This is a genomic window from Hymenobacter actinosclerus (genome assembly GCF_900111515.1).
Taxonomy (GTDB): Bacteria; Bacteroidota; Bacteroidia; order Cytophagales; family Hymenobacteraceae; genus Hymenobacter; species Hymenobacter actinosclerus.
Map to the genome: position 1 here is coordinate 930918 of NZ_FOHS01000002.1, position 24511 is coordinate 955428.

The following is a 24511-nucleotide window of genomic DNA, read 5'->3' on the forward strand; positions in this document are numbered from 1 at the left end:
GGCGGCAAACTTTTCCTTGCTAACGAACGTTAGGCTTAGTACATTTGACGCCCACTCCCGCCCGTTCCCTCTCCTGCTCGCCCGCTTCTATGGAAACCGCTCTGCTTTCGCGCAAAGACCAGATTGACCAGACGGCCACGGCCCTGTTCCGGACCCGCGGCTTCGCGGCCACCAGCATGCGGGAGCTGGCTTCGGCCCTGGGCATGGAAGCGGGTAGCATCTACTCGCACATCCGCAGCAAAGAGGAGCTGCTGCACCGCATCTGCTTCCGGCTGGCCGACGAGTTTTTCGCTGGTTTCGACGAGGCCACCGCCGACGACGCACTGCCGGCCGCCCCACGCCTGCGCCGGGCCGTGGAAAGCCACGTGCGGGTGCTCACCACCGATTCGGCCGCTTCGGCCGTGTTTCTGCACGAGTGGCGCCACCTCTCCGAGCCGGCCCGCACCGAGTTTCTGGCTTTGCGCGAGCAGTACGAAGCCGGTTTCCGCAAACTGATTGCCCAGGGTGCGGCCGCAGGCGAGCTGTACGCCCCCGACCCGGCCTTTGCCGCCCTCACGCTGCTGGCCTCGCTTAACTGGCTGCCCAACTGGTACCGCCCCGGCGGTTCGCTCAGCACCGCCGACATTGCCCACCGCCTCGCCAACCAACTGCTGTTCGGGCTGGAAGTGCGGGGAAACTAGAAGTAAAAGAACGTCATTCAGAGCGTAGCGAAGAATCTCGCTCGCATACGTTGAATGCTAGCCGTTCCAATTACTTCATGCAAGATTCTTCGCTACGCTCTGAATGACGTTCTTTTACTACCAAATACTCACCTCTAACTTCCCTAGATATGTACGGTTCCGCTTCCACCCACGATATCCCGACCCAGGCTGCTACTGGCCTCGAAAACGAAGACCCTATTTTGCTGGCTGAGTTTGAGGCCCGCATTGCGCGGGGCGAGAAAATCGAGCCCACCGACTGGATGCCCCAGCTCTACCGCAAGCAGCTCACGCGCATGATTGAGCAGCACGCGCACTCCGAAATCATCGGCTCGCTGCCTGAGGGCACCTGGATTACCCGCGCCCCCGGCTTCCGCCGTAAAATGGCCCAGATGGCCAAGGTGCAGGACGAGGTGGGCCACGCCCAGCTGCTGTATTCGGCCGCCGAAACGCTGGGCAAAACCCGCGAGCAGATGCTCTCGGACCTGGTGAACGGCAAAAGCAAGTACAGCAACGTCTTCAACTACCCCACCCCCACCTGGGCCGATTCGAACGTGATTTCGTGGCTGATTGACGCCGGTGCCATTGTCAACCAGATGGCCAACGCCAAGGGCAGCTACGGCCCCTACTGCCGCGCCCTCGACCGGATTTGCGCCGAGGAAGCCTTCCACCTCAAATACGGCCACGACGCCGTGGTGCACATGGCCACTGGTACGCCCATCCAGCGGAAAATGATGCAGGAGGCCCTCAACCGCTGGTGGCCCGCCATCATGACCTTCTTCGGCCCGTCGGATAAGATGAGCACGCACACCGAAATCCTGATGCGCTGGAAGGTGAAAATGGCCACCAACGACGCCTGCCGCCAGCAGTTCCTGGACATGTACGTGCCCAAAATCTGGGAAATCGGCCTGACCCTGCCCGACCCCAACCTGCGCAAAAACGAGGACGGCGTGTGGGAGTTCTCGGAGCCCGACTGGGAAGACTTCAAGCGCGTAATCAACGGCGACGGCCCCTGCAACGCCGAGCGCATCGCCGTGCGCCGTGCCGCCGAGGAGAACGGCGCCTGGGTGCGCCGCGCCATGCAGCAGCCCCAGGCCAAGTACGTCCGCCCGCTGGCGTAGTGTTAAGTGACCTGTCATGCTGAGCGAAGGCGGAGCCGTAGTCGAAGCATCTCTACCGCTTCGTTGCAATGGCAACCAGACGCCAGGGTTAGCATTGCGGTAGGGATGCTTCGACTACGGCTCCGCCTTCGCTCAGCATGACAGGCTTACGTTCCTTTTACTCTTTAATTCCCCCTCTCCTTGCTTTCATCTTTCGACCCGCGCATCAGCCGGTTGGGGCTGCCCGAGTCGGCCCCGCCCCCACCCGATAAGGCCGCGCTGGACCAGTTTCCGACCTACGAAGTGTTTCATCAGCGCAAGGAAAACACGGCCTACGTGTACGTGGGGCCGGTACATGCGCCCGAGGCCGATGTGGCCTTTCTGTTCGGGAAGGAGCAGTTCAGCCGGCGCTTTCCGTGCACCGGCATGTGGGTGGTGCCCACCGAGGCCATCCGGGTAACCGAGTACGGCGACGACCAGCAGTCGGTATACGACCGGCTGCCGCTGCTGCCCGCCGACGCGCTGGCCGCCGCTGATACTGCTGCAATGGAGGCTTACGACATCTTCCACCTCAAGAAGCGCGGCAAGGCCCACGCCCACGTGGGGCAGGTGCAGGCCGTCTCGCCCGAAGCGGCGCTGCAAGCCGCCAAAGCCGCTTTCGGCGACCAGCGCCCGGTGGTGAACGTGTGGGTAATCCGCAGCGCCGACCTGTCGCGCTCCGAGGAAGCCGACCGCGACATGTGGACGACTACGCCTGACAAGAAGTACCGCGAAGCCATTGCCTACAAAGTGCAGGACCGCATCGACCGGTTCAAGCAGGAAGGATAATCAGCATACCGACATTATGGACCCGAAGCTCGACCTACTTTACCGCCTCGCCGACGACCAGCTGATTCTGGGCCACCGCAACTCCGAATGGAACGGCCTGGGCCCAATTCTGGAGGAGGACATTGCCTTTTCGAGCATGGCCCAGGACAAGCTGGGGCACTCGCTCCAGCTGTATACGCTGCTGCACGAGTTGGGCGAAGCCGAGCCCGACACGGTGGCTTTCACCCGCAACGCGCCCCAGTTTCACTGCTGCCAGCTTACGGAGCTGCCCATCGGCGAGTACGATTTCAGCCTGCTGCGCCACTTCCTGTTCGACCACGCCGAGCTGCTGCGTTTCGAGGCGCTGGCCGATAGCTCGTACGAGCCGCTGGCCCTGGTGGCCCGCAAAATCAAGGGCGAGCTGAAGTACCACGTGCTGCACGCCAACACCTGGGTAAAGCGCTTGGGCAATGCCACTGAGGAGGCCATTACGCGCATGCAGGCGGCCCTGGAATTCACGCTACCCTACGCGCTGGGTATCTTCGAAACCACCGCCGCCGAGCCCGAAATCATCAGCAGCGGCCTGTTCGTTGGCGAAGCCGAGCTACAGCGCCGCTGGGAGGAAAGCATAACCAAAGTGCTGGCCCAAACCGCCCTCACGCTGCCCGACCTGCGCCTGCTGACGCCTGTAACCGGCGGCCGCCACGGCCAGCACACCGCGCACCTCCAGCCGCTCCTGGATGAAATGGCCGAGGTGTTCCGCCTCGACCCTACAGCTGATTGGTAGGCCAGTAAGCCGCCCGGTGCCGTTGTGCTCAGCGAACCTCTGCGCATCCCTCTGCGTGCCTCTGCGGGAAATCAAACAGAACTGCTACTAACTGCCCCACCATGCCCACCGAAGCCCAAATTCTCGACTGGCTGCAAGCCGTCACCGACCCCGAAATTCCGACGATTTCGCTCGTGGACCTGGGCGTGATTCGGGAGGTGCGGGTGAAGGACGACGGGGGCGTGCACGTGCGCCTGACGCCCACCTTCGCCGGCTGCCCGGCCATGGACTACATGCGCCGCGACGTGGAAACGACCCTCAAGGCCCACGGCATCCCGCGCGTGACCACCGAAATCAGCCTGCGCGACCCCTGGACCTCGGACATGGTAACCGACCGGGGCCGCGAGGGCCTGCGCCGCCACGGGCTGGCCACGCCGCCCAAGCTCAACGGCGGCCTGCTCGACCTCGACATTCTGGAGTACGCCGAGTGCCCACGCTGCCACACCACCAACACCGAGCTGCGCACGCCCTTCGGCGCCACCCTCTGCCGGGCCGTGCACTACTGCAACAACTGCCGCCAAATCTTCGAGCAGTTCAAGCCAATTTAGTGAGTAGTGAAAAGTACGGGTGCTGGCGGGTTGTAATGGCTCTTTTTTTCTGAGGTGGGAAAGATTTTGCCGGTATTTTCGTTGGGGGCTTATCTGTTTTTTATTCTTCGCTTTTTATGATGCGTTTTGTCGCGCTGCTGCTGGCGCTGGGCCTGCTAATGACCAGCTGCAACCGGCCCCCGGCCCCCATCGACCCCGCCTCGGCCCAGGCCGTGAAGGTGCAACTCAATATTTTGCGCGATACCGTGGCCGCCCGCTGGAGCGAGATGCAGGAGTCGGACGACGGCAAGCAGCGCGACACGCAGCAACTGCTGCGGGAGCTGAGCGGCCAGGCCGGTGCCGACCGCACCGTGCTGGCCCGCCTGCAGTACGCCAACGACCGGCTGCCCGCCCGGCGCTACAACCAGCAAAACATGGCTGATTCGGGGCTGATTGACGCCTACGATGCAGCGCAGGACTCGCTGTTGCGGGCCGTGTACGGCCTTGTACCGGTGCCCACCTCGCCCACGGTGGAAGCAACGCCCGTCTTGGAACTGACCGGCCGGATTCAGGAAACCGACGCGGAGCTGGTGGGCTACCGCTCGCGCTACGACCAGGCCGCCATACGCTTCAATAAGTACCTGCAGCTGCATCAGGCCGAGTTGCAGCAGTTGGGCAGCAGCTACGCCAAGCTGCAGCCCCTGCCGCTGTTCACGCTGCAGAACTGAGCCGCCCGATTCAGCCACGGCCGGGCAGCGGCCGATAGCCCCTACCGGTTTGGGCGAGCCGATAGTACCTGCGCAGGTACCATCGACTCGCCCAAACCGGTAGGGGCCGGCACCGGGTATTCGGCTAGAAAGTAGGGCCGAAGCGGTAGCGCAGACCCAGGCTGCCGCCAGAGTTGATCGGGCGCTGGCCATTGCTGGTGGATTGCAGGCTCTGAATCAGGACGTATTCGGCTGTCAGTTGCAGCTTGCGCCGCCGGCCGATGCCGTAGCTGGCGTTCAGGCCGCCGGTGAGGTGGCCGCCAGTGCTATGGCGCCCAAAAGCATATTGCTCCATCACCTCATCGTTGCGGGTGCGGGTTTCCTGGTTGCGCACCCGGGCGTATACCAGCGCCGCGCCGCCCACCACATCAAATTGCACGCGTTGCTGGTACTGGCGCGTGAGGCTGTAGCGCGCCAGCAGTGGGAAGGCCAGCGTCTGCTCGTAGGTTTCACTTTTGCTACCTACCACAAAGTCGTTGCCGTAATAGGAACTACTAGAAATAAGGGTGCCGGCTTGGCCTTGGTAGCCCAGTTGCAGCGCCAACTGCGGCCGCAGCTGGTAGCCCATGTAATAATAAGGGTACTTCACTTCCACGCTATAAGTGCCCACTCCCGCTTGTCCTGGAAAACCAGAGGGCAGGCTATTGGGCCGGGTGGCGTAGGGGTTATTGTCGGAGAAGCGCAATTTATAGCCATAGCTTCCCAGCTGGGTACCAACATAAAGGCGTGGCCGCAGTTGGGCGTTGTCGTCGGGTGTGAGCTGGGTGGCTGGCGGAGGCGGGGCAGCGGGGGTACCCAGCAACAGGCCCACCCGCAGACTGCTACTCAGCCCCAATTTTGATTTAAACGGCTCGATGAGCTTGGTTAAGCCGAAGTTGGCGTCGATGAAGCCGCGGCGGCCCAACCGGCGTTGCAGGCCGTAGAGCAAAGCCACATCAACGGCGGCGCCCCTGTTGGCGTCGAGCGGTAGAAAATAAAACGGTGTTTCGTAGGTGTGGCGTCCCAGCTTCGAACCAACGGCCAGGGCCACGTAATTGCCCACAAAGCTGCCCCGGCTTTTGCCCTTGCGGATGCGGCGCTCCAGGTTGTAGTAGTAGCGGCCCATCAATTGTACCCGGGCACCGAGTGCCCGGGCGGGCGTCCCGTTATCCGGGCGGTAGCGCGCCACGGCTGGGCTTAGTTCGGCTTGCACGGCCAGCGCCGTGGTCAGCTTCCGCTCGTAGGCAACGTGTACGCCAACACGATTGTAAGACCGATAGGCCCAAATTGAGCCTAACAGAAAGTTATTGAGACCCAGCTTCCACTGCTGCTGCTGCACCTCGGACTGTACGAGCAGCGGGGCAGCAGCCTCGGCGGGCAGCGCTGCCGGCTGCACTTCTTCTTCGTAGCTGATGCGGGTAGTATCGGCGGGCGTGGTTTGGGCGGTGGCCCGGGAGGCGGTCAGCAGGCCCAGCAGCAAGCCGGGCAACAGGTAGTGAAAACGCATAACGCTGGAGCTAAGAGAGTAAGGAAGAGGAAGAAGGAAAGCTTAGGGTTGAGCCAGCAGGGGCTGGGTTTGCAGGCGCAACGGCCCGTAGGTGGTGGCCACGCGCAGCAGCGGGCGGTTTTTGGCCGGCATAGCCAGCGTGGCCCGGCCCAGCGCCTGGCGTTGACTGCTTTGGTAGGCGGCGGGCACGGCCAGCGGGCCCTGGGCCACGCTCAAATCATAGGCAAACTGCTCGGGCTGCAGCACGCTCAGCGTAACTTCGGTGCGCTGCCCCTCCACCGTGAGTCGGCGCAGGCCGGCGGCCGGCTGCACCCGCACGCTGCCAAACTGGTTGTACACTTTGGCCGTGCCGCCCAGCTCCAGCAGCTGCACCGCCGATTTGCTGGCCTCACAAATAAAATCGGCGCTTAGGCCCGTGGCGGTCAGGTCGGCGTAGCGGGCCGTTACGCTCAGGGTGCCCGCCAAATCGCGCAGCGTAATGCGGCCGAAATCCTGGGTTAGCTGCTGCTTGCCCCGCAGGTCCGTCAGAAACGTCTGGCCGTAAGTGTTGGCCACCGTCAACGGATTAGCAGCCGGCATCATCACCGTGTACTCGGCCCGCAGGTCGCTCTGGATGGCCGCCGCCCCGGCGGGCAGGGCGAAAAAGTTAACGAGGCTGATGGTACTGCCCCCTTCGAGGCGGTAGCGGGCGGCGGCCAGGTCGCGCTCGGCCACGGCGCGGTCGGGGTGGCGGGCGCTCAGGCGCAGCGTTACCTGCACCTGGGGCTTATCCCAGCCCTGTACCCGCAGCGTGGCTTTTTCGGCCTGAATGCGCACTGCTGTACCGGGCGGACAGTTCCACTGCTGCTCCAGCGTGCGGGTAACCACCTGCACCCGTTGCTGGGCCTGGGCTCCTAAAGTGGCCAGCAGCCACAGCAGCAGCCCGCTCCAGGCAATATATAAGTGTTGCGTTTTCATGAGATGAGAAGTTGCACCAGCTCGCGGGTGAGCGTGGCGTGTAGTACAGTTAGTTGCCCCTGCTCGCGCACCAGCGCCGGCGACGAGCCGAAGCGCTGCGCATCCTGGGCCAGGCGCTGCTGCTGGGCTGCCACATCGGCCAGCTGCGCCCGCAAGTCCTGGAACTCGCCCGATTCGCACACGGTGGGCAGCGAAGTGCAGTGGGCATCAATAAAGGCCTCGCCCTCCTGCGCCAGCGGGTCGGCCGGCAACGCCAGACCGGCGGGGGCCGGCGGCAGCACCGCTACCTCCTCGCCGTAGCTCATGGTTTCGCGGGGCGCGGCAGCCAGCGTAGGCGCCGTAGCCGACGGAGCGGGCCATAGCCCCCACACGCCCAGCACCAGCAGCACCGCGGCGGCCAGCCCTGCCGCCCAGCGCATTTGCGCCGGCCATAGGGTGCGGGTTATCGGGGCCGGCGGGGCAATGGCGGCGGCTGGTTCGGCCGCCGCCATTGGCTCCGCGGCAACTCCGGTGGCGGCGTCGAGGCGGGCGGCAATGGCCTGCCAGGCGCTGGCATCGGGCTCGTGGGTGGGCAGCTGGGGCAAGGCGGCTTGGATGGCCTGTTCGGCGGCCAGCTGGCCCGCAATGCGCGCCCAGGCATCCCCGTCGGGCTCGTGGGCAGACAGGGCGGCCAGGGCCCGCCGCAGGTTTTCGCGGCCCGGCTCGGGGCCCGTTTCGTCGGGCAGTTCGGGTTCTGTTTTCATCGGTACAGATGCTGAAGTTTGCGTTGCAGCAGGCGCTTGGCGTGGTGCAGCTGCGATTTACTGGTGCCCTCCGAACTGCCGAGCAGCTCGGCGGCCTCGCGGTGCGAGTAGCCTTCCACCTCAATCAAACAGAAGGTGGCCCGGTAGCCGGCCGGCAGCTCGCCGATGGCTTTGTCGAGGGCTTCGCCGGTGAGGCTGTCGTGCCAGGCTACCAGGGGCTCGGGGTGGCGGTCGGCGTCGTACACTTCCATGCGCTGCTCCTGGCGCAGCGTCAGCAGTGCCCGCCGCACCACAATGGTTTTAATCCAGGCGCCCAGCGTGGCCTGCTGCCGGAAGCTGGCCAGCTGCTGAAACACCTGCACGAAGGCGTCCTGCAAAGCGTCCTGGGCCAGGTCGCGGCTACCCAGAATGCGCAGGGCCGAGGAAAACATAGCCGTTTTGTACCGCTCGTAGAGCCGGTATTGCGCCTGCCGGTCGTGGGCAAGGCAGGCAGTGAGGAGTAGTTGTTCGTCGGCGGAAACCACGGCGGGCAGTAGAAGTATTCGCCCTAAAGTGCGGGCCCGCGGCGGGATGGTTGGTCGGGCACGAAAAAATGTTCCCGGCCGTCGCGCAGCCGCTGCTCCTCTCGATTCGCAAGCATTTGAGGCCCATTGACTGTGGCCACAGCCTGCGCCCTATCAGGCTCTGAAAATTGTTGCCAAATTTGGTGGCAGAAACAAAAAACCCGCTCTACGTTGCCGTAAAGCGGGTTTTTCGTGGGCCCAACTGGAATCGAACCAGTGACCTGCTGATTCACTTTCCTCCGGTTTCCCGGAGTAGTTGGACTATCTCATCACCATATCCACTGATGGGGACGTAGGTGGGGGGCGTTGGTGGAGGCGTATTGCATGGTCTGCTCACCTCCTAGTCTCTGCACCTTCCGGGTACTTTCATGACCGTTCCCCGGCTTGGCTCAGGATTGCCATCTCGGCCCGTAGGCCTCGAACAGGTTTCCCTGAGTTAACCCCCTGCTCATCCCGTAGTTTCCTGCCGGGAGGCACCGCTAAGCAAACAGGAGGGTTGTCTCCTGAAACTTACTTGATGAGTCAGCTGCTCTAACCGATTGAGCTATAGGCCCGTTGCCGATTCCGCTTGCCGAGGCAGTTGGTTTCGACCCCACAAACTTCGAGGTTTGCAGGCAGATTTGCAACTCCACCCCCTTATTAGAGCATGTGGACAACATTCAAGCCCCAGCGGGTTGCGAAATGATAAATGACAAATGAATAAACTTCCTCACCTGCTGTTCGATTTCGGCGGCGTCATCATCAACATCGACTACAACCGCACCCTGGAGGCCATGCGGCAGCTGGGCAGCGGCATCGAGTTTACGCAGGCCGCTCAGGCCGAGCTGTTCGACCAGTTGGAAACCGGCCAAATTTCGGCCGCGCAGTTCCGCGACGGGCTGCGGGCGCACTACGGCCTGCAAGCCACCGACGCGCAGCTCGATGAAGCCTGGCACGCCATGCTGCTCGACGTGCCGGCCGAGCGGCTGGCCCTTATTGCCGGGTTGCGGGCCCAGGGCTACCAGACGGCTTTGCTCTCCAATACCAACCACCTGCACATCAGCGAAATCAACCGGCGGCTGAAGGCGCAGTACGGCCTCGAAAACGGTATTGCCGATTGCCTCGACCGGGTATTTTACTCCCAGGAAGTGGGCTTACGCAAGCCGGGCGAGGAAATATTCCGGCACGCGCTGCGCGAGATGAACTGGAAGGCCGAAGAAACGTTGTTTATCGAAGACAGCCCCCAGCACATTGCCACGGCCCGCCGGCTGGGGCTGCACACGCTTTTCCTGACTCCGCCCCTTACCTTGCAGGACGCCCTGCCCGCCGCCATCCGTGCCTTTTCCGCCTGAGCCCATCCTGCCCGACCAAACCCCGCCGCCCGAACCCCTGCTGCCCCTGCCGTTTCCCGACGCGGCCGGGCCGCCCGCCTTCACGGCCGCCGAGGCCGAGGCGGATGCCCGGCACGTATTCCGGCGCTACGAGCGGGCGCCCTGGCCCCGGCCCGTGCGCTACGGCCTGCACCTGCTGCTGTTTCTGATAACGCTGCTGACGACTACGCTGGCTGGCGTTACGTTGGTTGATAATACGTTTTTGCAGACGCTGCTGCCGTTTGAGCTGCTGGCCCAGCCCCTGGCGCAGGTTTGGGCGGCCCTCAGGCCGGGACTGTGGTACGCGGGGCCGTTTCTGGCGGTGCTCACGGTACACGAGTTCGGGCACTACTTCACGGCCCGCCACAACCGCATCAGCTCCTCGCTGCCCTACTTTATTCCGCTGCCGCTGGGCTTTGGCACCTTTGGGGCGGTTATCCGCATCAGGGAGCTGATTCATTCGCGGCGCGAGTTTTTCGATGTGGGGCTGGCCGGGCCGCTGGCGGGCTTCGTGGTGGCGGTGGGCGTGCTCTGGTACGGCCTCACGCACCTGCCGCCGCTGGAGTACCTGTTCCAGATTCATCCGGAGCTGCGCCAGTACGGGGCCGATTACGCCCGCTATGCCTACCAGAACCTCGCGCCGGGCAGCATCGTCACGCTGGGGCAGCCGCTGCTGTTCCAGGGCATGGCGGCGCTGCTGGCCGACCCGGCGCTGCTGCCCCACCCCTACGAGTTGCTGCATTATCCAGTGCTGGTAGCAGGCGTGTTCTCGTTGTTTTTCACGGCTCTCAACCTGCTGCCCATCGGCCAGCTCGACGGCGGCCATATTGTGTACGGCCTGCTGGGGCCGCGGCGGGCGGCACGGGTATCGGTGCTGCTGTTTCTGGCCTTCATCTTCTATGCCGGGCTGGGCCTGTTCACCATCCATACCAGCGCCGAAGACTGGCTGACCTGGAGCCTGCCCTACGCGCTGTACCTATGGCTGGTGCTACGCCGGGTGGTACCTACGGCCCGGCGGGCGGTGCTGCTGGCGGGGGGCGTGTGGCTGGGTCAGGTGGCGCTGGCTTCGGCCTTTGCGGGGCTGCAGGGCAACCCCGGCTGGCTGCTGTTTGGGCTGCTGCTGGCCCGCGCCACCGGCATTTTTCACCCGCCCGCCCCCGACGAGCGGCCGCTTTCCACGGGCCGCAAGGTGCTGGGCTGGCTGATGCTGCTTATTTTTGTACTCTGCTTCGCCCCTTCGCCCATTATTATCCAGTAAAATCCGGGTGCGGAACTGGCAAATAAGCTGTCATCCAGACACCAACCCGTTGTTCTATAGGCTCAACGACGGGCCCTTGCAAGAGGAAAGGCAATATACAATTAGCTGAATGACTACCCCGCAATTCTCTCAAAAGCATATTTTCCGGGGTTCCTCGCTGCTGCTGCTACGCCAGCACGGCCTGTACATCAGCCAGCGCCGCCGCAACGGCTCGCCCTGGCTCGAAACGGAAATTCCGTACGAGGAGCTGTTGCCCGTGGAGCTGGAGTTTGAAACCCCGGCCCCGGTGCGGCTGCCGCCCTCGTGGCTGTGGCTGCTCATCTGGTTTGCGGTGCAGGGCCTGAGCCGGCTGGCAACCGACAAAGCCGGCGCGCCCATCCCGCCCGAAATGTGGGCGGCCGGCGCGGGCTTTGCCCTGGGCCTGGGTGGACTGTGGCTGGCCCGCCGCTACCTCGGCCGCCGCGCTACGCTGGCCACCAACCGCATCCGCCTCACCCTGCACGACCGCCCCGGCCAGCGCGCCGCCCTCGAAACCTTCACCGACGCGCTGCGTCTGCGGGCCCATGCCTACCTGCGCGAGGAGTACGCCCAGGTGAACCCGCTCGGCCCCATCGAGCTGCAACTGCACCGCCTGCACTGGCTGCACAACCTCAACGTGCTGAGCGAGCCTGAGCTGCGCATCCTCAGCACCCGCCTCACCGGCCGCCCCTCCCTGGAGCCCCTCAAGCTCATGGGCATGGACCTGGAAACGCCGTATCTGAATTAGTGCCCTCCTTGCTCCGCGTATGCACTCCAACGACCTGACCATCCGGCAGCAGTACCCGCCCATGGGCCACACGCAGCTCACCTTGCGCGCGGCGGGGCTGGAAGTAGATGAAAAGCGTTTTTTCAACCGTACCGAAATCGAAATTCCGTACGAAGAGTTGCTACCCATTAGCGTAGGCCGCCTTCATACGTTCCCGTTTCGCCTCACGCTGGCCGCCGTATTTGTGGCCTTTGGCTGTTTTAAAGCAGGATATACCGCCGTCATGCAACCCGATCAGCGCGAGTCGGCCCTATGGCTGCTGCTTATTTTAGGTGGGCTGCTGCTGGCCGTTATAGCCTTCGCCTTGCGTTTATGGCGCCACGACTTTATTCTGAGTACTGGCCGGGGCAACATTTTTTTGTTCGACAGCCGGCGTAACCGGGCCGCTCTGCACACCTTTGCCGACACACTACGCAACCATACGACGCAGTATTTACGCCAGCAGTATGCCGACGTGAATCCGCTGTTGCCCGCCGAGCCCCAGTTGGCCAGGCTGGAGTGGCTGCACGGCATGGGCGCCCTCAGCGACGCGCAGTTTCAGCAGTTAAAGACCCGCCTGCTGGGTCGTTTTTATGGCTCCGATGACGTACCAGGCAATGGGCAGGGCCTGGCGCCCTCCGTCAATTAGCTGCTTTTGAAGCTAGCCAGCAGACGTGTGCTATAACAGTGAGCGGTAATGCCTTCGTGCTGACAACCCAACTAAATGTGGTCGTCAGCACAAGGGCATCACCGCTCACTGCTTGGTACTCGCTTCCAGAAACCTACCCTTCCAGCGCCGCTACGCCGGGTAGTTCCTTGCCCTCCATGTACTCCAGCAAGGCGCCGCCGCCGGTGCTGATGTAGCTTACCTGGTCGGCGAAACCGAGCTGGTTGACGGCCGCGGCCGAGTCGCCGCCGCCGATGAGGCTGAAGGCGCCCGACTCGCGGGTGGCGTCGGCAATGGCCTGGGCCACGGCCGTGGTGCCTTTGGCGAAAGTGGGCATTTCGAATACGCCCATCGGACCGTTCCAGAGGATGGTTTTCGAGTTGCGCACTACCTCGGTGAATGCCTTAATGGACTCGGGGCCCAGGTCGAGGCCGAGCCAGCCGTCGGGAATCTGGTCGTTGGCGGCCACTTTAGTGTCGGCGTCGTTGGCGAACTTGTTGGCAATGAGGCTGTCGGTGGGCAGCAGCAGGTTCACGCCTTTGGCCTTGGCCTTCTCGATGAGTTCTAAGGCCAGGGGCATCTTGTCTTCTTCGAGCAGCGAGCTGCCGATGTGGCCGCCCTGGGCCTTGGCAAACGTGTAGGCCATACCGCCGCCGATGAGCAGGTTATCCACTTTGTCGAGCAGCTTCTCGATGATGAGGATTTTGTCGGAGATTTTGGCCCCGCCCATGATGGCCGTGAAGGGCCGCTCGGCCTCTTCCAGCACCTTTTTGGCGTTGTCGAGCTCGCCCCGGAGCAGGTAGCCGCCCACCCGGTCGGTGGAGGCGAAGCTCTCGGCCATGACGGCCGTGGAGGCGTGGCGGCGGTGGGCCGTGCCGAAGGCATCGTTCACGTACACGTCGCCCAGGCGGGCCAGCTTGGCGGCGAAATCGGCGTCGCCCTGCTCTTCTTCCTTGTAGAAGCGCACGTTTTCCACCAGCAGAATCTGGCCGGGCTGTAGCGCCTGGGCTTGCTCCTCGGCCTTCAGCGCGTCATCGGCAAACTGCACCGGCTGGCCATATTCCTGGCTCAAGCGGTCCACGATGTGGCGCAGCGAGTACTTGTCTTCGGGGCCGCCTTTGGGCCGGCCCAGGTGCGAGAGCAGCACCACCGAGCCGCCATCGGCCAGAATCTTTTTGATGGTGGGCGTGACCGCCCGGATACGGGTGTCGTCGGTGATGGAGAAGTCCTTGGCGAGCGGCACGTTGAAATCAACGCGCACCACGGCGCGCTTGCCGGCGAAGTTGTACTGATCGAGGGTTTGCATGGAATGGGAATGGGTTTGGCTTGGGACGAAGGTAAGGGTTTGGGAGGATGAGGGGAAAAAGAGCCTTCTTTCCGGGCCTGCAATGCCCGTCGGCAGGGCCACCCGACAGCCACTTCCCTTCGTTATACAGTACACCTAGAGCAATTTTCAGGTTGCTGTACAGGGTGCAGACAGGCAATAGTTGGCGTCTCGTCGTTGAACGGCTCAGTAGCACAACGTCAGCAACGACGAGACGCCAACTATTGCGTCTCTGCACTCTGTAGCTGAACTTGGAATTTGCGCCGGCTAACGCACTTTGCGGAGCCCGGCCTGGCTGCCCAGGCTCTTTGGATATGGCTGTGCGTACTGCTACTCCCCTACACGCATACTCCCCTACACGCACGAGCCCCAAGCCACCGTTGGAGAATGGCTGCCCACGGTGGCGTAAGCGTGGGGCAGCTGCGCTATAGGGCAGCCCTATTCGCAGCTATTCGGCAGTGCAGCGGGCGCGGAAGCCACTGGCGGCCGCACTTTTGGACCACCGGATAGCTGGTCATTATCTTATCAGGAATTTCGCCCCGATTCCGCCATTATCCCGCCCCAATCGTTAACCTAACCTCAACCTTGCCTCTTAACCCCCTTTCCTGATGAGTGTAACTCCCGCTTCCAAGCCCTCTTTTGGCATGATTGGCCTCGGCACGATGGGCCGCAACCTGCTGCTGAATATGGCCGACCACGGCTTTTCCGTGGCCGGCTACGATAAGGACGCCGCTAAAATTGCGCTGCTGGCCAAGGAAGGAGCAGGCAAGCCCGTGGCAGGTTTCACCGATCTGGCCACCTTCGTGAGCGGGCTGCAAACGCCGCGCGCCGTGATGATGCTGGTTCCCGCCGGCCCCATCGTAGACAGCGTGATTGCCGAGCTGCAACCCCTGCTGGCCCCCGGCGACATCATCATCGACGGCGGCAACTCCCACTTCACCGATACCGAGCGGCGCGCCAAGGCCGTGGAAGCGGCCGGTTTCCACTTCTTTGGCATGGGCGTAAGCGGCGGCGAGGAAGGCGCCCGCTTCGGCCCGAGCATGATGCCCGGCGGCGACAAAGAGGCCTACCGCGTGATGCAGCCCCTGTTTGAGGCCATTGCCGCGCAGGTCGAGGGCCAGCCGTGCGTGACCTACATCGGCCCCGGCGCGGCCGGTCATTTCGTGAAAATGGTGCACAATGGCATCGAGTATGGCCTGATGCAGCTTATCGCCGAAACCTACGCCGTGCTGAAAACCGGCCTGGGCATGGATAACGCGGCCATCGGGCAGGTGTTTACGCAGTGGAACGAGGGCCGGCTGCAATCCTTCCTGCTGGATATTACGAAGGATATTTTCGGCTTCATGGCCCCAGGTACCAACCACCTGCTGCTCGACGATATCAAAGACGAAGCCCGTTCCAAGGGCACCGGCAAATGGACCTCCCAGGTAGCGATGGACCTGGAGCTGCCCGTCCCGACCATCGACACGGCCGTGGCCCTGCGCGATTTGTCGAAGTACAAGGCCCTGCGGGAGCAGCTAGCGGGGCTATACGGCCCGGCCGCCGGCAAGCTGCCGGTGGAGCGCGGGGCTTTTCTGGGGCAGCTGGAGCAGGCATTCTACTTCAGCATGGTCATCACCTACGCCCAGGGCATGCAGCTGCTTTCGAAGGCCTCGACGGATTTTTCCTACGAGCTGAACCTGGCCGACATTGCTAAAATCTGGCGCGGCGGCTGCATTATCCGCTCCGGTTTTCTCGGCGAGATATTCAACGCCTACCAGCACACGCCGGGCCTGGCCCACCTGCTGCTCGATGAGCAGGTGCAGCAACTGGTGAACGAAGCTGTGCCCGGCAGCCGCGCCGTGGTGGCGGCGGCGGCCACCGCCGGGCTGGCCCTGCCGGGCTACATGGCTTCGCTGAGCTACTTCGACACCTTCCGCACGGCGCGTATGCCGTCCAACCTCATCCAGGCCCAGCGCGATTACTTCGGGGCGCACACGTATGAGCTGATTGGCAAGGAAGGCGTTTTTCATACCCAGTGGACGCCCGAGCACGAGGACGCGGCTAACAAGCAGCAGGTGCAGGTGCAAGAGCACGGTGCGGATAAGGAGCCGGTGAAGCCAAACAGCTAAGTCCCCGCCCGTCAGCCCTCGTTTTCGATGGGCACCCCCTTTTCTCTTGCTCAACCACGCTGCCCTTTCCATGCCTAAGAACCCCAACATCAAGCCCACGGTCTTCATCATCTTCGGCGGTACCGGCGATTTAAACGCCCGCAAGCTGTCGCCCGCGCTTTATAACCTGTTTCTCGACGGCTGGCTGCCCGACCAGTTTGCCATCATCGGCACGGGCCGCACCAGGCTCACCGACGAGGAGTTCCGCACCAAACTGCTGGCCGACCTCAACCAGTTTTCACGCAATGGCAAGGCCAGGAAAGAGGATTGGGAAAAGTTTGCGCCGCACATTTTCTATCAGGTGGCCGACGTGAAGACGCCGGCCGCCTACGAGCAGTTTAGCCAGCGCATTGCGGCTTTTGAGGAGGACTGGAAAGTGCCGGCTAATGTAATTTACTACCTGGCGGTGGCCCCGGAGTTCTTCCCCATTATTGCCACGGGCATTGCCCAGCGTCATCCGGAGGATGACCCGACCCGGGTCCGCATCGTGATTGAAAAGCCGTTTGGGCACGACCTGGAGTCGGCCCGGGCATTGAATAAGCTGCTGGCCCAGCACTTTCAGGAGTGCCAGATTTACCGCATCGACCACTACCTGGGCAAGGAAACGGTGCAGAACATCATGGCCTTTCGCTTCGCCAATGCCATCATGGAGCCGCTCTGGAACCGCAACAGCATCGAGCACGTCCAGATTTCGGTGACCGAGCAGTTGGGCGTGGGCGAGCGCACCGGCTACTACGACAACTCGGGCGCGCTGCGCGACATGATTCAGAACCACCTGCTACAGCTGCTGTGCCTGGTGGCCATGGATCCGCCCGTGAATTTCACGGCCGACGAGGTGCGCAACCGCAAGGTGGACGTGCTGCGCGCCATGCGCCGCTTCAAACCCGAAGATGTGCGCGAAGCGGCGGTACGCGGGCAGTACGCCGCGGGCTGGCTGGAGGGCAAGAAAGTGCCGGGCTACCGCGAGGAAAAGGGCGCCAACCCCGCCTCCAACACCGAAACCTTCGCTGCGGTGAAGTTTTTTGTGGACAACTGGCGCTGGCAGGGAGTGCCGTTTTACGTGCGCACGGGCAAGCGCCTGCACCGCTCGGCATCCATTATCAGCATTCAGTTCAAGGACGTACCGCACATTATTTTTCCGGCCGAAACGGGCGAAAGCTGGCAACAAAACCGCCTCATTATCAGCATTCAACCCGAAATGAGCATCCGCCTGCAAGTGCAGGCCAAGCGCCCCGGCCTCGACATGATGCTCAACACCGTCGATATGGTGTTCGACTACCAAGGCACCTACGCCGCCGAAGCCCCCGAAGCCTACGAAACACTGCTGCTCGATGCCATGCTGGGCGACCAGACCCTGTTCATGCGCGGCGACCAGGTGGAGGAAGCCTGGGATTTGATCATGCCCATCCTCAATGCCTGGCAGGGCCGCCCCAGCCTGAGCTTCCCCAACTACTCGGCCGATTCGTGGGGCCCGGAGCTGGCGGAGGCCCTCATTGCCCGCGACGGGTTTCACTGGTTCACGCTGCCGCTCGACGGCAAAAAGAAATAGCCATGGCCCAGCACGTTTTTGCTTCTGTGGAGGAGGTTTTGCACGGTTTGGCCGACTTCTTCGTGGCCCAGGCAACCCGGGCGGTAGCCGCGCGGGGCCGGTTCTCGGTGGCGCTTTCGGGCGGCAGCTCGCCCAAAAAACTCTACGAGCTGCTGGCCTCCCCCGCCTACCGCCAACGGGTGCCGTGGGCACAAACGTATTTCTTCTTCGGCGATGAGCGCAACGTGCCGGCCACCGATGCGCAGAGCAATTACCTGCTGGCCAAAACGGCGCTACTGGCTCCGCTAAATATTGCCACCGACCACGTTTTTGCCGTTAACACGCTGCTGCCGCCCAGTGCGGCGGCAGCAGCGTACACGCAAAGCATCAGGGCCTTTTTCGAAGGGGAAGAAGCGCAGTTTGATTTGGTGCTGCTGGGCCTGGGCGACAACGCGCACACGGCTTCGCTGTTTCCGCGTACGGCCGTGCTGTCCGCCATCACGGCCGACATGCAGGCCGTGTTTGTACCCGAAGTCGATGGGTACCGCCTCACCTTCACCGCTCCGCTCATCAACCAGGCCCGCGCCGTGGCCTTTCTGGTTTTCGGCGCTGATAAGGCCGCAGCCGTGCGGCGGGTTTTAGCGGGCGAACGAAACCCCGAAGAGTACCCGGCGCAACTCATCGCGCCGGCGGCTGGCGAGGCAGCCTGGTTTCTGGACGAAGCAGCGGCGGCAGAATTGCCGCGTTGACAGCCGGCCGCAAGAACAATGGCAGCTCATTCTGTACGCTAATCACTCCGCACACTAAATGGCCGTTTTCTAACCTTATGGTAATGTATATCAGTAAGGGTTTCGGCTAACACTTGCCTTAAGTGCTGTATACTCTGTAGCCAACGGACTGCTATAGTGGTTTCTCGAACGGTGTATCCAGCCGGGTGTAGGGGGTGTAGAGACGCATATTTGCGTCTCCTCGTTGGACGGTAACGGGCCAACGATGCGGACGACAAGACGCAGATATGCGTCTCTACAGCCTGGGTCTACCGTTCACGAAACCGCATAAAGCCGGCTCGTTTAAATAACTTGCCTTCTACCGCTTGTAAACCTTCTTCAGGAAAGCATCAATGAAGCCGACAGTGGGCTCAAACCAGGGGGCGAACAGGGGAAAAGTATGAGGCGCCTCCGAAAAAGTATGCACCTCGGAGTAAATGCCATGCCGGGATAACACTTTTCTGAAGTCGTTGCGGCCGGCGTGCATCCGGTCTACCGAGCTGTTGAGGAAGAGAAAAGGTGGCGTGTTTCGGTCCACGTGAGTTAGTGGCGACGCCTCCTGCCAAAGGGCAGGGTTCTCGCTTTTAGAATACCCAAACCAGTAGGTAGCCGCCGAGGTGGCGCGGGAGTCATCTCCCTCGCCCGATTCCGGGTGGACGAATGACAGGATGCCATCAATATCCACTACGGCCTGGACTTTGCCGGATACGGCGAAACGGCCGTGCTGCCCCGCGTAGGCAGAGTCGTGGTTGGTAGAGCCCAAAAAAGCTGCTAGCTCCCCGCCGGATGAAAACCCCAGCGCGGTGATTTGAGCCGTATCCAGATTGAACCGCTTCGCATTTTCCCTGATCCAGCGCACGGCCGCTCGCAGGTCATGGACCGGGGCCGGATAGAGGGCCTCCGTGGAGAGCCGGTAGTCGGCAGTAAAGCACACGTAGCCTAACTCTGCCAGCCGTTGCGCCAGCGGGATGTGCTGTTGCCGGCTGCCACTCCGCCATCCGCCCCCATGAATGAGCAGGATAGCAGATGCCTTGGCCTTATGTTTTTTTCTTGGAAAAAAGGCGTCCAACCGTAACTCCCGGTTGCCCGCCGAGCTATACACCACGTTGCGTTTCTCCCGCACAGCAAGCCGCGAAAACTCCTGTACCAGTTTAATATCCGGGTGCTTTTTCCGGGCCTTGACGTAGGCGCTTGCGTTGGAAAAGGACGTGTCGCGTACTCCCGTCAGCCCGGAGGTGTTTTGAGCCTGGGCGGAGGCTGTGACAAACAGGATAAGAAGGCCTACGAAGTAGATTCTCAACATAAGGGAAGGGTTATGGAAGAACTAGTCGCCTGACCTTGCCTGATACCGGTTAAGCGAATCTTCCTCACAGATCGTCATAGAGGCTTGAAGCTCCTGAATTTCGACAGGGCGTCCCGGCCCGTAGCATCTGCCGCCCACGACAACCCTGCTAAATGTTCTCGGGCAGGCGGATGGCGTCGTCGAAGTTACCCAGGATGGGCTTTTCGCCCTCGGTGACGGCCTCAACCAGCAGCGCGCCGCCCACGAAGGCCCCTTTCCACGATTCGCCCAACCCGCCGAACACTTCGGCCCGGTCGCCGCGGGAGCGCAGCTGGTTGAGGCCCACTTTGAAGGCGCGCACCTCCTTGGCCGTGCGGGCGGCCCACTTTTCGTCGTCGGAGGCCAGGGCGGCCACCAGCGCCCCGTTGCTGATGTTCATCTCGCCCACCAGCTCCTCTACCCTGTCCACCAGCACGATGCTGTCGATGGGGCCGAAGGGCTCCTTGAAGTACAGCTCGCTCTGGCGCGGCAGGTTCACCAGCGCCCGCGGGGCGCGGTAGGCGCTCATGTCCTGGCCGGGCAGAAACAGGCTCTCATCGAGCCGACCCTCGTAAATGGGCGTGGCTCCGGTTTTCAGGGCATCCTGGTAGAGGCGGTCCAGGTCCTGGGCCTGGCGGGCGTTGATGACGGGGCCGAAGGCCAGCTCGGGCAGCGCGTCGCCGGGCGCATCGACCAGCGTGGGGTTGCCCACTTGCAGGGCCCGCACCGTGTTCCAGTAGGTTTCCAGGAATTGCGGGAACAGCCGGCGCTCCACTACGAAGCGCACGTAGGCCGTGCAGCGCTGCTTGCCGTAGTCGTAGCCCTTGCGCAGCTGCTGGGCCAGCGCGTCCCAGTCGGAGTAGTCCCAGATACCGTAGGTGTTGACGCCTTCCATTTCCAGCATGTAGCGCTTGTCCTGCTGGGCCAGCGCGTCGGCGATGTTGCGCCCGTTGTAGCGCCCGCCCACGAAGCTGAGGCAGTCCACGGCGTCGTTGCGCACCAGCACGTCGCTCAGCTCGCCGCCCGAGCCGCTGACCAGCGTTACGGGCAGCCCGCAGCGGCGGGCCACGGCAAAGGTCAAACTCAGGGAAATAAAGCCGCCGTCAGTCGGCGTTTTGGCAATCACGGCGTTGCCGCACAGCACCTGCACCAGCACCGCGTGCAGCAGCACCGACATGGGGTAGTTCCAGGAGGCAATGTTGCTGACCAGCCCCAGCGGCCGGCGCTTGCCCAGCATGCCCTCAATATTATCCACGTACCACTGCACGCCATCGATGGCGCGGTCGATGTCGGTGAAGCCCAGCTTGTAGGTCTTGCCGATTTCCCACATCAGCAGCTTGCCTATCAGCTCCACATGGGGCTGCAATTGGGTCAGGCAGTCCTCCACCCGGCGGCGGCGCTCGTCCAGGTCGGTGGCGGCCCAGGCGGCGGCTTCGGCCTTGGCCGCCCGCACGGCCCGCCCGGCAGTAGCCTCATCGAGCATGGGCAGCTGGCCAATTACGCTCCCATCGATAGGCGAGACGAAGTCGCGGGGCTGGCCCGGCTCCTGCCAGCGGCCTTCCATCAGGTTGAGAAAGCCGCTGCCGTCGGGCGTGAAGATTTCGGGCGCGGCGGCTTTGGTCTGGGCCAGCAGGTGAACAAATTCTACTTCGGGAGAAACGATTTTGGGCATAACGGGGAAAGGCTTCTTGGGCAATAGAATGGTGTAGAGACGCAATAGTTGGAGTCTTATCGGTGAACAAAATCACAGAAAAGCTAACGTCAGCAACGACGAGACTCCAACTATTGCGTCTCTACATCCTGTACATGAACTCGAAATTTGCGGTAGTTTAAACAGCGTCTTAAACCGAGGCCGCTGATTCGGCCAGCAGGCTGGTCATCAGCTCCGGGGAGCCGACAAACAGGGGGCTCCGCTGGTGGAAATCGGTGGGTTCCAGGTCGAGCATGGGGCCCTGTCCGGTTTCGGCCCGGCCGCCGGCCTGCTCGATAAGCAGGGCCAGCGGGAAGTTCTCGTAGAGCACGCGCAGCTTGCCCGCGGGGTTTTTGGCCGTGGGCGGATACAGATAGATGCCGCCCGTGAACAGGTTGCGGTGGTAGTCGGCCACCAGCGAGCCCACGTAGCGGCCGCTCATGCGCTGTTGCTTGCAGCGGGTGAGGAAGGCGCGTACGTACTCGGGGTAGTCGAACCAGTTGCCCTCGTTGCAGCTGAATACCGGGCCGGTGGCCGGAATGGTGATGTTAGGGTGGGAAAGGAAGAATTCGCCCAGCGAGTTTTCGTAGGTGAAGCCCACCACGCCGTGGCCGGTGGTGTACACGAGCATGGTGCTGGTGCCGTACAGGATGTAGCCCGCCGCTATCTGGGCCCGTCCGCCCTGCAAAAAATCGGCCCGCGTGGCCGGCCCGCCCACGGCCGACACGCGGCGGTAGATGCTGAAGATGGTGCCAATGCTCACGTTCACATCGATGTTGCTCGAACCGTCGAGCGGGTCGATGGCCACCACGTACCGGCCCTTCATGTTGCCGGTCTGGATGATGTCGTCCTCTTCCTCGCTGAGGATGGCGCAGGCCTCGCCCCCGTTGCGCAGGGCCCGGATGAAACGGATGTTGGCCTCCACATCGAGGCGCTGCTGCTGCTCGCCCTGCACGTTCTGCTGACCCATGCTACCGATGATGCCCGTCAGGCCCGCCCGGTTCACGTCGCGGTGCACGATTTTGCCAGCCAGCGCCAGGTCGCGCAGCAGCTGGCTTAGTTCGCCGGTGGCGTAGGCAAACTCGGCCTGAGCGCGCATGATGTAGCGGTCCAGCGTCGTGCCCACGGGTTGGGCCAGCGTGTTTTCGGAGGTCAGATTCATGCGCGGAACGAGTTCAGAATGCCTGTCAGCCTTAGTGGGGCAGCATCCATAGAGTTGGCTGATGCCCTGGTTTTCTCTTCAAGCTTGGTAGAGCGGGCAATGAGCCTAGCCCTTGCTGTCGGGTTGTTTCTGGCTCTGCCAGAGCACCACCTGCCAGCCTTTTTTCGGGTCCTTGATTTGGACTACCACGTACTTGAGGTGGGCCAGGTTGGCCGAGCCGTCGGGCTTGTTGGGCAGCGTGATGGTGATGGTGCCGTTGACTACGGCCGCTTTGCCGGCGTTGTAGGCGCGCACGTTTAGGGCTTCCACCGCAATGTTATCGTACTGGCTTTTACCGTCGCGGATGCTTTGCAGATAGTCGGGTTTGCCGTTTTGCTTGCCGTTGGAGTGGGTGTAGATAAGGTCGTCGGCGAAGGCCTGTTCGAGGTAGGCGAAGTCTTTGCTCACCTGAGCGGCAAAGCGGCGGCGCTCCAGGGCCTCCACCTCTTTGGCCGCAGCCTGGTCTTTTTTCGATTGGGCAAAGGCCAGGGCGGGCAGCACCAGCAGCAGGGCCAGCAGACAACGAATCAGTTTCATAACGCAGAAAGAACAAGTGGTTAACTGGCCGCCGGAGCCGCATCGAGGTTCACTTTCTCCAGGCGCGGGGCGAAAGCCTGCATGAGCACCCAGGCCAGCAGGTAGGCGCCGCCGCAAATCCAGAACATGATGTAATAAGCGTGGTCGAGCTGGCCGATGCTTTCGTAGTAGACAAACATGCGCTTCTGCACCAGCGCCGAGAGCAGGATGCCGCCCAGCCCGCCGGCCATGCCCCCGATGCCCGTGACCGAGCCCACGGCCCGCTTCGGAAACATGTCGGACACGGTGGTGAAGATGTTAGCGCTCCAGGCCTGGTGGGCGGCCGCGGCCAGCCCAATCACCAGCACGGCCAGCCACATGTTCACCTGGCCCAGGCGCTGGGCAAACACAATCGGCAGCACGCAGAAGGCAATCAGCAGCATGCTCAGCTGCCGGGCCCGGAAGGGGGCCATGCCGCTCTTAATGAGCCGCAGCGGAATCCAGCCGCCGCCCACGCTGCCCACGCTCGAAAGCATGTACACCAGCGCCACCGGCAGGGCAATGTCGGTGCCCGTCAGGCCGTACTGCTTGCTCAGAAAATCGGGCAGCCAGAACAGGTAAAACCACCAGATGGGGTCGGTCAGGAACTTGCCGAACACGAAGGCGTAGGTCTGCCGGTAAGTCAGCAGCTTGAACCACGACACCTTGGGCTGCTGCTCGGTACCGGCCAGGGCAGCCGGCTCGTCCTCGTCGTAGGTGATGTAGTCGAACTCGGCCTGGCTCAGGCGGGCCTGGCGGGCGGGCACTTCGTAGTAGATAAACCACAAAATCAGCCACACAAAGCCCAGCGCGCCGGTGATGATAAACGCCCACTGCCAGCCCAGCTTTTCGGCAATAAACGGCACGGTGAGCGGGGCCAGAATGGCGCCCACGTTGGAGCCTGAGTTGAAAATGCCCGTGGCCAGGGCCCGCTCCTTTTGCGGAAACCACTCGGCCGTGGCCTTGATGGCGGCCGGGAAGTTGCCCGCCTCGGTGACACCCAGCGCGGCCCGCGCCACCGAAAAACCCAGCGTACTGCTCACCAGCGCGTGCCCGATGGCGGCCAGGCTCCACAGAAAAGTGGCCAGCGCGTAGCCAATCTTGGTACCCAGCTTATCGATGATGCGGCCGGCCCCGAGCATGCCCACCGAGTAAGCTACTTTGAAAGCAATTTCGATGTTGGCATAGTCGCCCGCATTCCAGCCGAATATCTTTTCCAGGTAAGGCTTAAGCAGCGAAATAACGGCCCGGTCGAGGTAGTTGACGGTGGTGGCAAAGAAGATGAGCGCGCAAATCGTCCAGCGGTAGCGTCCCATCCCGGCAGCCGGAGCCCCGGGGAAAGTAGGTTTGACAGAAGCAGTCGGGAGCATGAGCAGCGGGAATTCGGGGTGGGAAATGCGGAGGGGAGCGGAAGGGAGGCTAGGCGGGCCGGCGAGCGGACCG

General features: G+C 62.6%; 23 protein-coding genes. 13 read left to right on the plus strand and 10 right to left on the minus strand.

Annotation, left to right across the window (positions count from 1 at the left end; genetic code table 11):
- Nucleotides 1-89 precede the first annotated feature (89 nt).
- From BMY67_RS10260 to BMY67_RS10285, 6 genes are all read left to right on the plus strand, one after another.
- A complete protein-coding gene (locus tag BMY67_RS10260) occupies nt 90-680 on the plus strand; it encodes a TetR/AcrR family transcriptional regulator (RefSeq protein WP_092771096.1) in 591 nt (196 codons plus the stop codon).
- A gap of 149 nt (nt 681-829) precedes the next feature.
- Nucleotides 830-1819, plus strand: a complete 990-nt coding sequence (paaA, locus tag BMY67_RS10265; RefSeq protein WP_177189780.1) for a 1,2-phenylacetyl-CoA epoxidase subunit PaaA — start codon at nt 830-832, stop codon at nt 1817-1819.
- A 180-nt stretch (nt 1820-1999) separates the two neighbouring features.
- Entirely contained in the window at nt 2000-2626 is a 627-nt protein-coding gene (locus BMY67_RS10270) for a phenylacetic acid degradation b (RefSeq protein ID WP_092771098.1), read from the plus strand.
- Nucleotides 2627-2642: 16 nt separating this feature from the next.
- On the plus strand, nt 2643-3392 hold the full coding sequence (paaC, locus tag BMY67_RS10275) for a 1,2-phenylacetyl-CoA epoxidase subunit PaaC (protein ID WP_245744986.1): 750 nt from the start codon (nt 2643-2645) through the stop codon (nt 3390-3392).
- A 101-nt stretch (nt 3393-3493) separates the two neighbouring features.
- On the plus strand, nt 3494-3979 hold the full coding sequence (gene paaD / locus BMY67_RS10280) for a 1,2-phenylacetyl-CoA epoxidase subunit PaaD (protein ID WP_092771100.1): 486 nt from the start codon (nt 3494-3496) through the stop codon (nt 3977-3979).
- Between the two features lie 116 nt (nt 3980-4095).
- Nucleotides 4096-4686: a hypothetical protein gene (locus BMY67_RS10285; RefSeq protein WP_092771102.1), complete on the plus strand. Its 591-nt coding sequence runs from the start codon at nt 4096-4098 to the stop codon at nt 4684-4686.
- Nucleotides 4687-4810: 124 nt separating this feature from the next.
- On the opposite strand, the gene BMY67_RS10290 is transcribed toward BMY67_RS10285, so the two are convergent.
- Genes BMY67_RS10290 through BMY67_RS10305 form a run of 4 tightly spaced genes read right to left on the minus strand, consistent with a single transcriptional unit; the run spans nt 4811 to nt 8435 of the window.
- Nucleotides 4811-6211: a hypothetical protein gene (locus BMY67_RS10290; protein ID WP_092771104.1), complete on the minus strand. Its 1401-nt coding sequence runs from the start codon at nt 6209-6211 to the stop codon at nt 4811-4813.
- 42 nt (nt 6212-6253) lie between these two features.
- A complete protein-coding gene (locus BMY67_RS10295) occupies nt 6254-7168 on the minus strand; it encodes a hypothetical protein (RefSeq protein ID WP_092771106.1) in 915 nt (304 codons plus the stop codon).
- Nucleotides 7165-7911 carry a hypothetical protein gene (locus BMY67_RS10300; protein ID WP_092771108.1) on the minus strand — a complete coding sequence of 249 codons (747 nt, stop codon included), beginning with the start codon at nt 7909-7911 and terminating at the stop codon, nt 7165-7167. The genes BMY67_RS10295 and BMY67_RS10300 overlap by 4 nt, the downstream gene beginning before the upstream one ends.
- The gene (locus BMY67_RS10305; protein WP_092771110.1) at nt 7908-8435 is read right to left on the minus strand and encodes an RNA polymerase sigma factor; all 528 of its coding nucleotides are present in this window, start codon (nt 8433-8435) and stop codon (nt 7908-7910) included. Before BMY67_RS10305 ends, BMY67_RS10300 begins: the two co-directional genes overlap by 4 nt.
- Nucleotides 8436-9169: 734 nt before the next feature.
- Here BMY67_RS10305 and BMY67_RS10310 point away from each other — a divergent pair.
- The 4 genes from BMY67_RS10310 to BMY67_RS10325 all read left to right on the plus strand — a co-directional run bounded on the left by BMY67_RS10310 (nt 9170) and on the right by BMY67_RS10325 (nt 12514).
- Nucleotides 9170-9805: an HAD family hydrolase gene (locus BMY67_RS10310; protein ID WP_092771112.1), complete on the plus strand. Its 636-nt coding sequence runs from the start codon at nt 9170-9172 to the stop codon at nt 9803-9805.
- A complete protein-coding gene (locus BMY67_RS10315) occupies nt 9789-11081 on the plus strand; it encodes a site-2 protease family protein (RefSeq protein WP_245744988.1) in 1293 nt (430 codons plus the stop codon). Before BMY67_RS10310 ends, BMY67_RS10315 begins: the two co-directional genes overlap by 17 nt.
- Nucleotides 11082-11190: 109 nt before the next feature.
- Entirely contained in the window at nt 11191-11847 is a 657-nt protein-coding gene (locus BMY67_RS10320) for a hypothetical protein (RefSeq protein ID WP_092771114.1), read from the plus strand.
- Between the two features lie 19 nt (nt 11848-11866).
- Complete coding sequence (locus tag BMY67_RS10325) at nt 11867-12514, plus strand: hypothetical protein (protein WP_092771116.1); 648 nt, start codon at nt 11867-11869, stop codon at nt 12512-12514.
- Between the two features lie 133 nt (nt 12515-12647).
- Here the strand turns inward: BMY67_RS10325 and BMY67_RS10330 are convergent, their stop codons facing one another.
- Nucleotides 12648-13838, minus strand: coding sequence for a phosphoglycerate kinase (locus tag BMY67_RS10330; RefSeq protein WP_092771119.1), 1191 nt, complete (start codon nt 13836-13838; stop codon nt 12648-12650).
- Nucleotides 13839-14464: 626 nt separating this feature from the next.
- Here BMY67_RS10330 and gndA point away from each other — a divergent pair.
- From gndA to pgl, 3 genes are all read left to right on the plus strand, one after another.
- Entirely contained in the window at nt 14465-15967 is a 1503-nt protein-coding gene (gndA, locus tag BMY67_RS10335) for an NADP-dependent phosphogluconate dehydrogenase (RefSeq protein ID WP_092771121.1), read from the plus strand.
- A 70-nt stretch (nt 15968-16037) separates the two neighbouring features.
- A complete protein-coding gene (gene zwf / locus BMY67_RS10340) occupies nt 16038-17555 on the plus strand; it encodes a glucose-6-phosphate dehydrogenase (RefSeq protein ID WP_092771123.1) in 1518 nt (505 codons plus the stop codon).
- Between the two features lie 2 nt (nt 17556-17557).
- On the plus strand, nt 17558-18283 hold the full coding sequence (pgl, locus tag BMY67_RS10345; RefSeq protein WP_092771125.1) for a 6-phosphogluconolactonase: 726 nt from the start codon (nt 17558-17560) through the stop codon (nt 18281-18283).
- A 337-nt stretch (nt 18284-18620) separates the two neighbouring features.
- Here the strand turns inward: pgl and BMY67_RS10350 are convergent, their stop codons facing one another.
- From BMY67_RS10350 to BMY67_RS10370, 5 genes are all read right to left on the minus strand, one after another.
- Nucleotides 18621-19604: an alpha/beta hydrolase gene (locus BMY67_RS10350; protein WP_092771127.1), complete on the minus strand. Its 984-nt coding sequence runs from the start codon at nt 19602-19604 to the stop codon at nt 18621-18623.
- A 148-nt stretch (nt 19605-19752) separates the two neighbouring features.
- Complete coding sequence (locus BMY67_RS10355) at nt 19753-21294, minus strand: aldehyde dehydrogenase family protein (RefSeq protein ID WP_092771129.1); 1542 nt, start codon at nt 21292-21294, stop codon at nt 19753-19755.
- A gap of 169 nt (nt 21295-21463) precedes the next feature.
- Complete coding sequence (fbp, locus tag BMY67_RS10360; protein ID WP_092771131.1) at nt 21464-22474, minus strand: class 1 fructose-bisphosphatase; 1011 nt, start codon at nt 22472-22474, stop codon at nt 21464-21466.
- Nucleotides 22475-22579: 105 nt separating this feature from the next.
- Complete coding sequence (locus BMY67_RS10365; RefSeq protein WP_092771133.1) at nt 22580-23050, minus strand: nuclear transport factor 2 family protein; 471 nt, start codon at nt 23048-23050, stop codon at nt 22580-22582.
- A 20-nt stretch (nt 23051-23070) separates the two neighbouring features.
- Nucleotides 23071-24438: an MFS transporter gene (locus BMY67_RS10370; protein WP_177189781.1), complete on the minus strand. Its 1368-nt coding sequence runs from the start codon at nt 24436-24438 to the stop codon at nt 23071-23073.
- Nucleotides 24439-24511 lie beyond the last annotated feature (73 nt).